This window comes from Streptomyces sp. NPDC088923, from assembly GCF_044749745.1.
Classification (GTDB): domain Bacteria; phylum Actinomycetota; class Actinomycetes; order Streptomycetales; family Streptomycetaceae; genus Streptomyces.
Genome location: NZ_JBIVIO010000010.1, coordinates 160,914 through 175,106, shown reverse-complemented (window position 1 = coordinate 175,106; position 14,193 = coordinate 160,914). Strand labels below are relative to the sequence as shown.

General features: G+C 73.1%; 12 protein-coding genes and 1 pseudogene. 7 read left to right on the top strand and 6 right to left on the bottom strand.

What is annotated here, in order from left to right:
- Nucleotides 1-109: 109 nt before the first annotated feature.
- Nucleotides 110-976 carry an SDR family oxidoreductase gene (locus ACIP4O_RS28355; protein ID WP_401578760.1) on the bottom strand — a complete coding sequence of 289 codons (867 nt, stop codon included), beginning with the start codon at nt 974-976 and terminating at the stop codon, nt 110-112.
- A gap of 93 nt (nt 977-1,069) precedes the next feature.
- Here ACIP4O_RS28355 and ACIP4O_RS28350 point away from each other — a divergent pair, with 93 nt between their 5' ends.
- Complete coding sequence (locus tag ACIP4O_RS28350) at nt 1,070-1,492, top strand: winged helix-turn-helix transcriptional regulator (RefSeq protein ID WP_401578758.1); 423 nt, start codon at nt 1,070-1,072, stop codon at nt 1,490-1,492.
- Between the two features lie 91 nt (nt 1,493-1,583).
- Here ACIP4O_RS28350 and ACIP4O_RS28345 read toward each other — a convergent pair whose 3' ends face one another.
- From ACIP4O_RS28345 to ACIP4O_RS28325, 5 genes are all read right to left on the bottom strand, one after another.
- Complete coding sequence (locus tag ACIP4O_RS28345; RefSeq protein ID WP_401578756.1) at nt 1,584-2,660, bottom strand: 2-oxoacid:ferredoxin oxidoreductase subunit beta; 1,077 nt, start codon at nt 2,658-2,660, stop codon at nt 1,584-1,586.
- Nucleotides 2,653-4,704, bottom strand: a complete 2,052-nt coding sequence (locus ACIP4O_RS28340) for a 2-oxoacid:acceptor oxidoreductase subunit alpha (protein ID WP_401578754.1) — start codon at nt 4,702-4,704, stop codon at nt 2,653-2,655. Before ACIP4O_RS28340 ends, ACIP4O_RS28345 begins: the two co-directional genes overlap by 8 nt.
- Before the next feature lie 442 nt (nt 4,705-5,146).
- Nucleotides 5,147-5,806, bottom strand: a complete 660-nt coding sequence (locus tag ACIP4O_RS28335; RefSeq protein WP_361329234.1) for a response regulator transcription factor — start codon at nt 5,804-5,806, stop codon at nt 5,147-5,149.
- Between the two features lie 85 nt (nt 5,807-5,891).
- Complete coding sequence (locus ACIP4O_RS28330; protein WP_401578752.1) at nt 5,892-7,463, bottom strand: sensor histidine kinase; 1,572 nt, start codon at nt 7,461-7,463, stop codon at nt 5,892-5,894.
- A 312-nt stretch (nt 7,464-7,775) separates the two neighbouring features.
- The gene (locus tag ACIP4O_RS28325) at nt 7,776-9,005 is read right to left on the bottom strand and encodes a sensor histidine kinase (protein ID WP_401578750.1); all 1,230 of its coding nucleotides are present in this window, start codon (nt 9,003-9,005) and stop codon (nt 7,776-7,778) included.
- A gap of 263 nt (nt 9,006-9,268) precedes the next feature.
- Here ACIP4O_RS28325 and ACIP4O_RS28320 point away from each other — a divergent pair, with 263 nt between their 5' ends.
- The 6 genes and pseudogenes from ACIP4O_RS28320 to ACIP4O_RS28295 all read left to right on the top strand — a co-directional run.
- Complete coding sequence (locus tag ACIP4O_RS28320) at nt 9,269-9,712, top strand: NADH-quinone oxidoreductase subunit A (RefSeq protein ID WP_401578749.1); 444 nt, start codon at nt 9,269-9,271, stop codon at nt 9,710-9,712.
- Nucleotides 9,703-10,350: an NADH-quinone oxidoreductase subunit B gene (locus ACIP4O_RS28315; protein WP_401578747.1), complete on the top strand. Its 648-nt coding sequence runs from the start codon at nt 9,703-9,705 to the stop codon at nt 10,348-10,350. The genes ACIP4O_RS28320 and ACIP4O_RS28315 overlap by 10 nt, the downstream gene beginning before the upstream one ends.
- Entirely contained in the window at nt 10,347-11,489 is a 1,143-nt protein-coding gene (locus ACIP4O_RS28310; RefSeq protein WP_401578744.1) for an NADH-quinone oxidoreductase subunit C, read from the top strand. The genes ACIP4O_RS28315 and ACIP4O_RS28310 overlap by 4 nt, the downstream gene beginning before the upstream one ends.
- Nucleotides 11,486-12,454: a complex I subunit 1 family protein gene (locus ACIP4O_RS28305; protein WP_164282156.1), complete on the top strand. Its 969-nt coding sequence runs from the start codon at nt 11,486-11,488 to the stop codon at nt 12,452-12,454. Before ACIP4O_RS28310 ends, ACIP4O_RS28305 begins: the two co-directional genes overlap by 4 nt.
- Entirely contained in the window at nt 12,455-13,114 is a 660-nt protein-coding gene (locus ACIP4O_RS28300) for a 4Fe-4S binding protein (RefSeq protein ID WP_401578740.1), read from the top strand. It abuts the gene before it with no gap.
- A gap of 8 nt (nt 13,115-13,122) precedes the next feature.
- Nucleotides 13,123-13,669: pseudogene (locus ACIP4O_RS28295) on the top strand (NADH-quinone oxidoreductase subunit J); the annotation flags it as partial.
- Between the last annotated feature and the right edge of the window lie 524 nt (nt 13,670-14,193).

Genomic DNA, 14,193 nt, shown 5'->3' with positions numbered 1-14,193 from the left:
GTCGGGAAGGTAACGGGGGTGGCTCGCCTTGTCATTCCCGTATCGCCGTACGGTCATGACGACACGGCCCGCACCCGCCGGGGTACGGGCCGTGCGGAACCGGGCTCGCTCAGCCCTCCAGCGCCTTCAGCCCCGCCGCGATCGAGTCGGCGATCGGCGTGGTCCGGTGGCCGATGAGGCGGGAGAGGTCGTCGGTGGTACCGGCGAGCGAGCCGCGCTCGATGGCGCTCTCGACGTCCACCAGGATGTCCGCCATCGGCTCGGGCAGGCCCGCGCCGAGCAGCACCTGCTTGTACTGCTCGGGGGCGACGTTCGTGAACACGACCGGCTTGCCCCACTGGCGCGCGATCTCGGCCGCGAACTCGCTCATCGTCCAGGCGACGTCGCCGCTCAGCTCGTACGCCTTGTCGAGGTGGCCCTCGCCCGTGAGCACCGCCACGGCCGCCTCGGCGTAGTCCTCGCGCGGGGCGGGCGCGATCCGGCCCTCGCCGGAGCTGCCGAGGACGGCGCCGTTCGCGAGGTACACCGGGAGCTGCGCCACGTACATGTCGTCGTACCAGCCGTTGCGCAGGAACGTGTACGGGACGCCCGAGTCGAGGATCGCCTGCTCGGTGATCTTGTGCTCGTCGGCGAGCGCGAAATCGGCGTCCGGGCCGCCGAGCACGCCCGTGTACGCGAGCTGGGCGACGCCCGCCGCCTTGGCGGCCTCGACGACGGCGGTGTGCTGCGCGGCGCGCTTGCCGACCTCGCTGCCGGAGATGAAGAGCACCCGGTCGCCCGCGTGGAAGGCGTCCTTGAGCGTCTCGGGCTTGTCGTAGTCGGCGATCCGCAGCTCGATGCCCTTCGCCGCGAACTCCGCGCCCTTCTCCTCGCTGCGGACGACGGCGGCGAGCTCGCTCGCGGGGACCTTCTCCAGGAGGCCCGCGAGGACGAGCCGGCCGAGATGCCCGGTGGCGCCGGTGACGACGATGCTCATGAAATGTGCCCTTCGTGCTGGTCTGTGCTTTCCCTCTACTCTAAGCTGCGCACTAACTAAACGAAAGTACCCACTTTCGAGTAAGGTACTGGTATGACAGTGAGCGCGGAGATGGCGGTACTGCTCGGCGGGACGCCCGCCGGCGAAGAAGGCCCCCCGGACGTCAACCGGGCGATGTGCCCCTCGCGGGGAATCCTGGAGCACGTGACCTCGCGCTGGGGCGTGCTCGTGCTCGCCGCGCTGCTCGCGCGGACGTACCGCTTCAGCGAGCTGCGGCGCACGGTGGGGGGCGTGAGCGAGAAGATGCTCGCGCAGACGCTCCAGACGCTGGAGCGGGACGGCTTCGTGCTGCGGGAGGCGAAGGCGGTCGTGCCGCCGCACGTGGAGTACTCGCTCACCGCGCGGGGGCGGCAGGCGGCTCAGCAGGTCTTCGACCTGGCGCGGTGGAGTGAGCGGCAGGTGTCCGGGGTGGAGGAGGCGAGGCGGGCGTACGACGAACGCCGGAGAGGCCAATGATCAGCCCCTCTGGGGGTACCTCCCGGCCGAAGGCTGGGGGAGTTTGAGGAGCGGGGTCCGGGGCGGCGCCCGGACCCCGCTCGAACGGAAGTCAGCCCACCACGGTCCAGGTGTCCTTCCCCGCGAGGAGCGCGGAGAGGTCGCCCTTGCCCTGCTCGGAGACCGCCGCGTCGAGCTGCTCCGCCATCAGCGTGTCGTAGACGGGCCGCTCGACGTCGCGGAAGATCCCGATCGGGGTCTGGTGCAGCGTCGTCGGGTCCGCGAGGCGCGAGAGCGCGTAGGCGGTCGTGGCTGTCTCGCGGTGGGCGTCGTGGACCAGGACGTCCGCCTCGTTCTCGGGCGTCACGTCGACCACGCGCAGGTCGCCGGACTCGTGGTCCCGCACGACGCCCTTCTCGCTGGAGTTCCCGAAGCGGATCGGCTGCCCGTGCTCCAGCCGGATCACCGCCTGGGCCGCCTGCTCCTTGTCCTTGAGGATTTCGAAGGCGCCGTCGTTGAAGATGTTGCAGTTCTGGTAGATCTCCACGAGCGCCGTGCCCGGGTGCTCCGCCGCCGCCTTCAGGACGCTCGTCAGGTGCTGGCGGTCGGAGTCGACCGTGCGCGCGACGAAGGTCGCCTCGGCGCCGAGGGCGAGCGAGACGGGGTTGAAGGGGTTGTCGAGCGAGCCCATCGGCGTGGACTTGGTGATCTTGCCGATCTCGGAGGTCGGCGAGTACTGGCCCTTGGTGAGCCCGTAGATCCGGTTGTTGAAGAGCAGGATCTTCAGGTTCACGTTGCGGCGCAGCGCGTGGATGAGGTGGTTGCCGCCGATGGAGAGGGCGTCGCCGTCACCGGTGACGACCCACACGCTCAGGTCCTGACGCGAGGAGGCGAGCCCGGTCGCGATGGCCGGGGCGCGGCCGTGGATCGAGTGCATGCCGTAGGTGTTCATGTAGTACGGGAAGCGGCTGGAGCAGCCGATCCCGGACACGAACACGATGTTCTCCTTCGCGAGCCCGAGCGAGGGCATGAAGCCCTGCACGGCCGCGAGCACCGCGTAGTCCCCGCAGCCGGGGCACCAACGGACCTCCTGGTCCGACTTGAAGTCCTTCATGGACTGCTTCGCCTCGGCCTTGGGCACGAGCGAGAGCGAGACGGGACCGGCCGGCGCCTGCGTGGTCTCAGTCATCGATGACCTCCTTGAGCGCCGTCGCGAGCTGTTCCGCCTTGAACGGCATTCCGTTGACCTGGTTGTAGGACCGCGCGTCCACGAGGTACTTGGCGCGCAGGAGGGTCGCGAGCTGCCCGAGGTTCATCTCGGGGACGACGACCTTCTCGTACGACTTCAGGACCTCGCCGAGGTTCGCGGGGAAGGGGTTGAGGTGGCGCAGGTGGGCCTGCGCGATGCTCTCGCCCGCGACGCGCAGGCGCCGTACCGCCGCCGTGATCGGCCCGTACGTGGAGCCCCAGCCGAGCACGAGCGTGCGCGCCTCGTCGCCCGGGTCGTCCACCTCGATGTCGGGGACGCGCACGCCGTCGATCTTCGCCTGACGCGTGCGGACCATGAAGTCGTGGTTGGCGGGGTCGTACGAGATGTTGCCGGTGCCGTCCTGCTTCTCGATGCCGCCGATGCGGTGTTCGAGGCCGGGGGTGCCCGGCACGGCCCACGGGCGCGCGAGCGTCTCCGGGTCGCGCTTGTAGGGCCAGAACACCTCGGTGCCGTCCGCGAGTTCGTGGTTGAACCCGGTCGCGAACGGTGTCGTGAGGTCGGGCAGCTCGTCCGCCTCGGGGATGCGCCAGGGCTCGGAGCCGTTGGCGAGGTAGCCGTCGGAGAGGAGGAAGACGGGCGTGCGGTACGTGAGCGCGATGCGCGCCGCGTCGATCGCCGCCTCGAAGCAGTCGGCGGGGGTACGGGGCGCGACGATCGGCACCGGGGCCTCGCCGTTGCGCCCGTACATCGCCTGGAGCAGGTCGGCCTGCTCGGTCTTCGTCGGCAGGCCCGTCGAGGGGCCGCCGCGCTGGATGTCGACGATGAGGAGCGGGAGTTCGAGCGAGACGGCGAGACCGATCGTCTCCGACTTCAGCGCCACACCCGGGCCCGAGGTCGTCGTGACCGCGAGGCTGCCGCCGAAGGCCGCGCCGAGCGCGGCGCCGATCCCGGCGATCTCGTCCTCGGCCTGGAAGCTGCGCACGCCGAAGTTCTTGTGCTTGCTCAGCTCGTGCAGGATGTCCGAGGCCGGCGTGATCGGGTACGAGCCCAGGTACAGCGGCAGCTCGGCCTGCCGCGAGGCCGCGATGAGCCCGTACGCGAGCGCCAGGTTCCCCGAGATGTTGCGGTACGTGCCGGTGGGGAACGCGGTCGTGGCGGGGGCGACCTCGTAGGAGACCGCGAAGTCCTCCGTCGTCTCGCCGAAGTTCCAGCCCGCGCGGAAGGCCGTGAGGTTCGCCTCGGCGATCTCCGGGCGCTTGGCGAACTTGGCGCGCAGGAACTTCTCCGTGCCCTCGGTGGGGCGGTGGTACATCCAGCTCAGCAGGCCCAGCGCGAACATGTTCTTGCTGCGGCCCGCGTCCTTGCGGGACAGGTCGTATTCCTTGAGCGCCTCGACCGTCAGCGTCGTGAGCGGCACGGGGTGGACGCTGTAGCCGTCGAGGGTGCCGTCGTCGAGCGGGGACGCGTCCCAGCCGACCTTCTGCATCGCGCGCTTGGTGAACTCGTCCGTGTTGACGATGATCTCCGCGCCGCGCGGCACGTCCGAGAGGTTCGCCTTGAGCGCGGCCGGGTTCATCGCGACCAGGACATCGGGGGCGTCGCCGGGCGTGAGGATGTCGTGGTCGGCGAAGTGGAGCTGGAAGGACGAGACGCCGGGCAGGGTGCCTGCGGGGGCGCGGATCTCGGCCGGGAAGTTCGGCAGGGTCGAGAGGTCGTTGCCGAAGGAGGCGGTCTCGGAGGTGAACCGGTCGCCCGTGAGCTGCATGCCGTCCCCGGAGTCACCCGCGAAGCGGATGATCACCCGGTCCAGCTTGCGGACCTCCTTCGCGCCGGACTGCGCGGGCGCCGCCAGACGATCGGTGTCGGGCTCGGGGCCTTCGAGCACGTCCGTCACGGGGGCGGGGGCCTGCGGCGCGTCCGTGCTGGTGGCGGCTGCGGGGGCCTGCGGCGCGTCCGTGGGGCGCGGCTCGCCGACGACCGCACCGTCGGACGGCCCGGCTGGGCTGCTGACCTGGCTGGTCACTGGAAGTGGACCTCCCGTCGAGGCGGTGGCGGCTCCCGCCGGGGCCCGGCGGGGGCGTTTCGTGGCCGTTGCTTCTGTGCCTTGCTTCTGTGCCTTGTCTCCTGCGGAACAGCCTACGTCGGTAAGGGTCCCCTTCCCGGGACGGGTCATATCGCGAACACTCCCCGAGGGCGGGGGAGCGCCCGCCGGGGCCCTCTTCCGATCACGGCACGGCCAAATCTGCCCGCTTTGTGGCAATTTTCCGGGGTTCCGCTCCCCGCGAAGGACGCGAGGCGGAAATGTCTGGTTCTTTTGGCCTAGGCAACAGCCCTGAGCCCCGGCCGGCCGGCCGGCACCTCCGGCACCTCCCCGGCCGCCCCGACACCTCCCCGGCCGCCCCGGCACCTCTCCGGCCGCCCCGGCACCTCTCCGGCCGCCCCGGCACCTCTCCGGCCGCCCCGGCCTACGACCGCAGGTACGTGAGCACCGCGAGCACCCTGCGGTGGTCCCCCACGCTCGGCGAGAGCCCCAGCTTCATGAAGATGTTGCTCACGTGCTTCTCCACCGCCCCGTCACTCACCACGAGCGCCTGCGCGACCGCCGAGTTCGTCCGCCCCTCCGCCATCAGCGCCAGCACCTCCCGCTCGCGGGGCGTCAGGTTCGCGAGCACGTCCTGCTTGCGGGAGCGGCCGAGGAGCTGGGCGACGACCTCCGGATCGAGCGCGGTGCCGCCGCTCGCGACCCGGTCCACGGCGTCCACGAACTCCCGTACGTCCGCGACGCGGTCCTTCAGCAGGTAGCCGACCCCCCGGCTCGACCCGGCGAGCAACTCGGTCGCGTACTGCTCCTCGACGTACTGCGAGAGCACGAGCACCCCGAGCGCCGGGTAGGCCTTGCGGAGCGCGACGGCGGCGCGCACGCCCTCGTCGGTGTGCGTCGGGGGCATCCGTACGTCCGCGACGACGACGTCCGGGAGCTGGGACTGCTCCGCGAGGTCCCGCACGGTCTTCACGAGCGCCTCGCCGTCCCCGACCCCCGCCACGACCTCGTGCCGGGCGTCGGTCAGGAGCCGGGTCAGCCCCTCCCGCAGGAGGACGGAGTCCTCCGCGATGACGACCCGCACCTTCGCCGCTTCCGCCGCCTGCTCTGCCATGTCCGCCACTTCTGCCACGTTCCCCCGCAGTCGGAATGCCTACGGGGACAGCATTTCAGGAAGCGGCGCTCCTGTGGGCCCCGCCGGCCGTCCCGTTGCCCGCCCGGGAGCGCGTGCCCGTCCCCGTCCCCGTCCCCGCGGCCCTCGTGCCGGTCCTGGACGCCCACGGCACTTCGGCGGTGATCGTCGTCGGCCCCCCGGGCGGCGAGTCGACGAGGAGGACCCCGTCGACCGCGTCGAGCCGGTCCGAGAGCCCGGCGAGGCCCGTACCGCCGTGGAGCGAGGCACCGCCCGTACCGTCGTCGCGCACCTGCACGAGCAGCCGCCCCTCCGCGCGCCACACCTCGACGGCGGCCACGCGGGCGCCGCTGTGCTTGCTGACGTTCTGGAGCAGCTCGGAGACGGTGAAGTACGCGATGCCCTCGATCGCCTCGGCGGGCCGCTCCCCGAGGTCCACCTCGACGGAGACCGGGACCGTGCAGCGCGCGGCGACCGCCGAGAGCGCCGCGTCCAGGCCCCGGTCGGTCAGGACGGCGGGGTGGATGCCGCGCGCGAGGTCGCGCAGCTCCTGGAGCGCCGTCTTCACCTCGCCGTGCGCCGAGGCGACGAGCCGCGCCCCCGCCTCCGGGTCTTCGAGCAGCTTCTCCTTCGCGATCCCGAGGTCCATCGCGAGCGCCACGAGCCGCGCCTGCGCCCCGTCGTGCAGGTCCCGCTCGATGCGGCGCAGGTCGGCCGCCGCCGTGTCGACCACGACGCCCCGGTCCGACTCCAGCTCGTCGACCCGGCTCGCCAGGCGCGAGGGCCCGAGCAGCCCCCGCACGAGCATCGAGTCGACGGCCGTCAGTCCGCGTACGAGCCAGGGCACGAGCAGCGTCAGCAGGAGGCCGGTCGCGCAGGTCAGCGCGATCTCCCAGGGGGCTTCGAGGTAGTCGGTGCGGTGGGTGTCGCCGTAGATCTGGATGCCGTTGCGGCCCACTTCGCTCGGCACGAACCACAACCACAGCGGGTACGTGAGCATGATCAGGCCGCTGCCCCACAGCGCGAGCGCGAGCGTCGTGGCGAAGACCGTCCACGGGAAGTGCAGGAAGGAGAAGAGGAGATTGCGCCAGGACTCGCCGCTCTTGAGCAACGCGCCCATCCACGCGAACGGCGAGTGCCGCTTGTGCGGTACGGGCCGTGCCTGCGGCACCCGCGTCCCGAGCAGCCCCCGCGCGAGCCCCCGCTCCATGTGGGCGAGCCCGCGCGCCGAGGCGAGCAGCAGCGCGAGCACCGGCACCCCGACGAACGTCACGAGCAGCCCGGCGCCGAGCCAGAACATCACCATGGCCCAGCAGAAGGCGACGATCGACAGCGGCAGGCTCACGACGAGGTACAGCAGCTCCCGCCAGAACCGCGGGCTCACGGGGGCGAACAGGGCCCGCGCGAGCGGCGAGCGGTCGCCGGGAGCGTGCCCGCGCGGCCCGGGCGGCGGCACGAGGGGCCAGCCGTCGCGGTCGTACGGGCCCGAGCCGCGCGCGCCGGCGTCGCCGCCGTCCGCGTAGGTGCCGGAACCGCGGGTGTACGTGCCGGAGCCGCGTTCCTCGCGGCCGCCCGGCGCGTCCTTCTCGTACCACGTCCCTGCCGTCATCCGGACGCCTCCTCTCGCTTCCCTTCCAGGATGGCGAGCGGCGGCGCCGGGGGACATGTGGGGGATCGGTCTCTCGGGAGGGGGGTTATCCCCACCCCTGATCCGCCGCTGGTCCGCCGCCCAGCAGGTCACGGCTCGCGAGCACCGTGCCGAGCGCGAGCCCGAAGACCGGCAGCAGGACGGTCAGCGCCACCCACAACGGCGCGCGGCGCCCCCGGCGGCCGCAAGCACCGCAGAGGCGCCGCGCCCGCTCGCGCCCGCCCTCGGCGGCCCGAACCGGCCGCCCCGCCCCCCGCACCCCCGCTCGCGCGCCTACCGCTTCCGCTCGCCCCCCTTGCCCGTCACCCGTCGTTCCGCCCGGTCCTCCCCCCGTTCCCGCCAGGGGAGTTCGGCCGTGATCGTCGTGGGGCCGCCCTGTGGGGAGTCGATGACGAAGAGGCCGTCGACCGCGCCGAGGCGTTCGGCGAGGCCCGCCATGCCCGTACCGCCGTCGAGCGAGGCGCCCCCGTGCCCGTCGTCGTGCACCTGGAGCAGCAGCCGGTCGCCCGCGCGCCACACCTCCGCCGCCGCTGTCCGCGCCCCGCTGTGCTTGCTCACGTTCTGGAGCAGCTCGGAGACGGTGAAGTACGCGATGCCCTCGATCGCCTCGGCGGGCCGCTGCCGCAAATCCACCTCGACCCGTACCGGCACCGTGCAGCGCGCCGCGACCGCCGAGAGCGCGGCGTCGAGCCCCCGGTCGGTCAGGACGGCTGGGTGGATGCCACGCGCGAGGTCGCGCAGCTCCTGAAGCGCGAGCTTCACCTCGCCGTGCGCCTCCTCGACCATGAGCGCCGCCGCCTCCGGGTCCTCGATCACCTTCTCCTTCGCGAGCCCGAGCCCCATCGCGAGCGCCACGAGCCGCGCCTGCGCCCCGTCGTGCAGATCGCGTTCGATGCGCCGCAGGTCGGCCGCCGCCGTATCGACCACGACCCCGCGCCCCGACTCCAGTTCGGCGATGCGGCGCTCCAGCTCGTCCGAGGGCGAGAGCAGCCCCCGGACCATCGCCCGGTCCACGTTCGCCATGCCCCGCAGGAGATAACCGAGCACGGGCCACAGCGCGAAGAACGACACCAGCGACACCGCGAACGTCACGACGCCCCACGGCAGCCGGATCACCGAGTACAGCGCGGTGCGCCACCCCACCGGGTCCTTCACGCCCTCCCACAGCCGCCCCAGCACCCCGCCGTCGCCGTCGCCGCGCGGGATCGGGCTCGGCTCGTCGATCCGCACCCCGAGCAACCGCCGCGCCCGCCCCCGCTCCGCCCGCCCCACGAGCCGCGCCCCGCGCAGCCCGAGTACGAGCACGGGCAGACCGATGACCGTCACGGCGAGCCCGACACCGAGCGAGACGAACAGGACGCTGTAGACGAAGCCGAGAAGGGTGGCCGGGAGGTTGGCCAGCAGGTGGGCGAACTCCTTCCACGTCGCCCCCGGATAGGCGAGGCCCACGCGGGGCGGAGCGCCGGGGTCGCGCTGGTCTGGAGAGTTCACCGAAGCGGTCATGGGCCCAGCCTGCCCGCTCGGCGCGGCGGACGCCATGAGGTCGCCCTGACCGGAGGGAGGGGGGAAATCCCCACCGCCCCCGGCGCCCGCGCGGTTCCGCCCCGGACCTCACTGCTTACCGTTTCTTTAGCAGGCTCTAGACTCCCGTGGGTGCCCGTGCGGGCACGGCCGGGGACCGTACGTGACACGCGGGCCGGGCCGAGGACAGGGCGCGAGCGGGCCGGACGGCGAGCAGCGGCGGAGCGGAACGGAGGAGGACGGACGTGGCGGAACCCTGGAGAGCGCCCGTACCCCCGCACCTTCCCGGCAGCGCCGAACCCCTCACCTCCCTCGCCGCCCCCGGCTACTTCCACGCCTACACCCTCGTCGGCGTCATCACCGCGGCCGGCGTCCTCTTCGTGGCCTTCGCCTTCGCGGCCGGGCGCCTGCTGCGGCCCGTCGTGCCGACGCGCGAGAAGTTCCTGACGTACGAGTGCGGGGTCGACCCGGTCGGCGAGGGCTGGGCGCACACCCAGGTCCGCTACTACGTGTACGCGTTCCTCTACGTGATCTTCGCCGTGGACTCGATCTTCCTCTTCCCCTGGGCCACGGTCTTCGCCGCGCCCGGCTACGGGGCGACGACGCTCGTCGAGATGTTCGTCTTCCTCGGCTTCCTCGCCATCGGACTCCTCTACGCCTGGAAGAAGGGAGTTCTGGAATGGACGTGACCCCCGTGCACACCGCAGCGGGCGACCCCGTGCCCGCCACCCCCGCCACCGCCGCTCCGGCGCCCGTGGACCTCCCCGACCCCACCGCGCCGCCCGCCGGTACGACCGGCGTGCTCTCGCGCCTCGCCCCGCAGCCCATGAAGGTCGTCCTCAACTGGGGCCGCCGCTACAGCCTGTGGGTCTTCAACTTCGGGCTCGCCTGCTGCGCCATCGAGTTCATCGCCGCGTCGATGTCCCGCCACGACTTCATCCGCCTCGGCGTCATCCCCTTCGCCCCGGGCCCCCGGCAGGCCGACCTGATGGTCGTCTCGGGCACGGTGACGGACAAGATGGCTCCCGCCGTCAAGCGCCTGTACGAGCAGATGCCCGAGCCGAAGTACGTGATCTCCTTCGGCGCCTGCTCCAACTGCGGCGGCCCGTACTGGGATTCGTACTCCGTCACCAAGGGCGTCGACCAGATCATCCCCGTCGACGTGTACGTGCCGGGCTGCCCGCCGCGCCCCGAGGCGCTGCTCCAGGGCATCCTCAAGCTCCAGGAGAAGATCGCGCACGAGTCGCCCGCCGAGCGCTACGGGCGCCGAGCCCCGGTGGCCGCGCTCCGCAGCGGGCTCGTCAAGCCGCCGGAGGGGGAGCGGTGACCGGCTGGCTTCCCTCGCCCGCCGAGGAGGTCTTCGGTACGGGCGCGAGCGCCGAGGATGCCTACGGGCTGCTCACCGTGGACGTCCCGGCGCAGACGTGGACGAGCGCGCTCGACACGGCCCGCCGCGTCCTCGGCTGCACGTACTTCGACTGGCTCTCGGCCGTCGACGAGCCCGGCACGGGCTTCCGCGTGTGCGCGCACGTCGTCGCGCTCGCGCCCGTACGGCGCCTGCTGCTCCGTACGACCGTGCCCCACGCATCGCCCCTCCTCGCCTCCGCCGTCGAGGTCTACGCGGGCGCCGCCTGGCACGAGCGCGAGACGCACGAGATGTTCGGCCTGCGCTTCGAGGGTCACCCGAACCTGACCCCGCTCCTTCTCCCGGAGACCTTCGAGGGGCACCCGCTGCGCAAGGACTTCGTCCTCGCGGCCCGCGTCGCGAAGGCGTGGCCGGGCGCGAAGGAACCGGGCGAATCGGGCCACGGCACCCCGAAACGCCGCCAGATGCTTCCCCCGGGCGTCCCCGACCCCAACGAGTGGGGCCCCCTGAAGGGCCAGCTCCCCGAAGCCCCGGCCCGCCCGGCGCGCCGCGCGCGGACGGCGGGGGGAGCGGGGGCCGGTGCGGGTGCCGCGGAAGGTGCCCCGGCCCGGCGGGCCCGCTCGGCTTCGGCCGGCTCGGCATCGCAGCGCGAGGAGCAGGGCGCCGCCCCGGCCCGCCGCACCCGTACCGCCTCGGAGGGCTCGGCGACGCAGCGTACGGAGCCGGGCGCCGCCCCGGCGCGCCGCTCCCGTACCGCCTCCGAGGGTTCCGCGACGCAGCGCCGCGAGACCCCCGACGGCGGCGCGGCCCCGGCGGGCAGCGCGGACGCCCCCTGGCACCACGCCCGCCCGGCCTTCGAGGACACGCGGCCGAGCGGGGAGCAGAGGGGGGAGGGCGAGAAACCGGCGGTTGAGGGCGAGAAACCTCGTACGGAGAAGCCCGGAACCGAGGGCGCGCGTCCCGAAGACCCCCAGGGCATGGGTCCCGAGGGCTCCCAGGGCCCGCGTCCCGGGGATGCCCCGACCGAAGACCCCCGTCCTGAGAACCCCCGTCCCGAAGCCCCCCGTCCCGAAGACCCCGCCGGAGGCGAGCCCGCGTGAACGACGTCCTCGGTGACGCCCTGCGACTCGTCCTCGTCTTCGCCGGGTTCCTCGTGCTGCCGCTCGCCGTCGGGCAGGCCGAGCACAAGGTCATGGCGCACATGCAGGGGCGGCTCGGGCCCATGTTCGCGGGCGGGTTCCACGGCTGGGCCCAGCTCATGGCCGACGGCGTGAAGTTCGCGCAGAAGGAGGACATCGTCCCGGCCGACGCCGACCGGCGGATCTTCCGGCTCGCGCCCGCCGTCGCGCTGCTCCCGTACCTCCTCGTCCTGCTCGTGGTCCCGGTCGGGCCGGGGGACAGCGCGGTCGGCACCGTCGTCGACGCGGGGATCTTCTTCGCGCTCGCCGTCATGGGCGTCGGCGTGCTCGGCTCGCTCATGGCCGGCTGGGCCTCGGCGAACAAGTTCTCCCTGCTCGGCGGCCTCCGCACCGCCGCGCAACTCCTCTCCTACGAACTCCCGATGCTTCTGGCCGCCGCGTCGGTCGCGATGGCGGCGGGCACGGTCTCGCTGCCCGGCATCCTCGGTGAGTTCCACTGGTGGTGGGTGCCGTGGCAGCTCGTCGGCGCCTTCGTCTTCTTCGTCGCCGGGCTCGCGGAGCTGCAACGGCCGCCGTTCGACATGCCGGTCGCCGACTCGGAGATCATCTTCGGCGCGTACACCGAGTACACGGGCCTGCGCTTCGCGCTCTTCCTGCTCGCCGAGTACGCGGGGATCGTCATCCTGTGCGGCCTCACCACCGTCCTCTTCCTCGGCGGCTGGCACGGCCCCTTCGGCGGCGACGGGCTCGGCTGGCTGTGGACGCTCCTGAAGACGGCGCTGCTCGCCTTCGTCGTCATCTGGCTCCGCGTCAGCTACCCCCGTCTCCGCGAGGACCAGCTCCAGAAGCTCTCCTGGACGCTGCTCGTCCCGCTCGCCCTCGCCCAGATCGCCCTCACCGGCGTCGTCAAAGTGGTGATCTCCTAGATGCCCCCGATTCCCGGCACGGGTCTGGCCAAGGGCCTCGCCGTCACCCTCCGCACGATGACGCGCAAGTCCGTCACCGCGCAGTACCCCGACACGCTCCCGCCGCTGCCCCCGCGCAGCCGGGGCGTCATCGGGCTCTTCGAGGAGAACTGCACGGTCTGCATGCTGTGCGCGCGCGAGTGCCCCGACTGGTGCATCTACATCGACTCGCACAAGGAGACGGTGCCGCCCGCCGCGCCCGGCGGGCGCGAGCGCAGCCGCAACGTCCTCGACCGCTTCGCCATCGACTTCTCGCTCTGCATGTACTGCGGGATCTGCATCGAGGTCTGCCCCTTCGACGCGCTGTTCTGGTCCCCCGAGTTCGAGTACGCGGAGACGGACATCCACGACCTCACGCATGAGCGCGACAAGCTCCGCGAGTGGATGTGGACCGTCCCCGAGCCCCCCGCCGTGGACCCGGCGGCGGAGGAGCCGAAGGAACTGGCGGCGGCGCGCAAGGCCGCCGAGAAGGCGGAGTCCGCGGCGGCGGTACGGGGCGAGGGCGAGCAGCCCGCGCCGGGCCCCGCGCGCCCCGCGCGCCCCGCGCCGGGCTCCGCGCGCCCCGCGCGCCCCGCGCCGGGCTCCGCGCGTCCCACGACGGGTGAGGAGCCGCGCCCGTGATCACGCTCCTGGCCACCGCCCCCGCGACGGGCACCGCCCCGCAGGGCTTCCTCTCCCCGACCGGCGTCGAGATCGCCTTCGTCCTCTTCGGCCTGCTGACCTTCGGCGCCGCGCTCGTCACGGTCACGACGAAGCAACTCGTGCACGCCGCGCTGTGGCTCGTCGTGACGCTCGGCGGCCTCGCGGTCGAGTACCTGCTGCTCACGGCGGAGTTCATCGCCTGGGTCCAGGTCCTCATCTACGTGGGCTCGGTCGTCGTCCTGCTCCTCTTCGGCCTCATGCTCACGCGCGCCCCGATCGGCCGCTCCGAGGACGCCGACTCCCGCAACCGCCCCCTCGCCGCGGCGGTCGCGGTCCTGGCCGCGGCGGGCCTCGTCTGGGTCGTCACGGACGCCTTCCGCACGACGTACATCCACCTCGACGGCGCGCACCCGCAGGGCACGACGGCCGTCACGGGAGCTTTCCTCTTCCGCCACTGGGTCCTGCCCTTCGAGGCCCTCTCGGTCCTCCTCCTCGCCGCCCTGGTCGGCGCGATCGTCCTCTCCCGCAAGCGGAGCGAGGGCGACGCCCCCCGGCGCAAGCCGAAGCCGCGACCGCGCACGTCGCCGGGCGGCCGTGCGGGGGCGGGTGCGCGGGGCCGCGCTCCGGCGGGCGGCAGGGAGCGCGGCCCGGTACGCACCCCCGCGGAGACGGCCGGGACCCGCCGTGACGCGGCACTGGGGCGGGGAGCGCCCGGGCAGGAGACCTCCGCGCGGGACACCCACGCGTCACCGGCCGCGCGGGCCGCTTCCGAGCGGGCCACCCCCGCGTCACCGTCCCCGGCCGCGCACGAGCCCGCCCAGGCCCTCGGGTCTTCTCACTCGCAGGCAGCCCCTGAGCCGGGCGCCTCCGACCGGGGCTCCGCCCCTGCGCCTTCTCACTCGCAGGCGGTCCCCGAGCCCGGCGCCCCCGGCCCGGCCCCAGCCTCCGAGCCCTCGGCCACAGCCCGGTCCGCGAGCCCGGCCAGCCCGCAGGCTTCGGACCCGGCCAGCCCGCAGCCTTCGGACCCGGCCGTCCCCCAGGCCTCCGACCCGACCACC

What these genes read in the sequence shown, in the direction of transcription:
- ACIP4O_RS28355 (WP_401578760.1), bottom strand. Translation starts at nt 976, where the DNA reads ATGAGCATCGTCGTCACCGGCGCCACCGGGCATCTCGGCCGGCTCGTC.
- ACIP4O_RS28350 (WP_401578758.1), top strand. Translation starts at nt 1,070, where the DNA reads ATGACAGTGAGCGCGGAGATGGCGGTACTGCTCGGCGGGACGCCCGCC.
- ACIP4O_RS28345 (WP_401578756.1), bottom strand. Translation starts at nt 2,660, where the DNA reads ATGACTGAGACCACGCAGGCGCCGGCCGGTCCCGTCTCGCTCTCGCTC.
- ACIP4O_RS28330 (WP_401578752.1), bottom strand. Translation starts at nt 7,463, where the DNA reads ATGACGGCAGGGACGTGGTACGAGAAGGACGCGCCGGGCGGCCGCGAG.
- ACIP4O_RS28325 (WP_401578750.1), bottom strand. Translation starts at nt 9,005, where the DNA reads ATGACCGCTTCGGTGAACTCTCCAGACCAGCGCGACCCCGGCGCTCCG.
- ACIP4O_RS28315 (WP_401578747.1), top strand. Translation starts at nt 9,703, where the DNA reads ATGGACGTGACCCCCGTGCACACCGCAGCGGGCGACCCCGTGCCCGCC.
- ACIP4O_RS28300 (WP_401578740.1), top strand. Translation starts at nt 12,455, where the DNA reads ATGCCCCCGATTCCCGGCACGGGTCTGGCCAAGGGCCTCGCCGTCACC.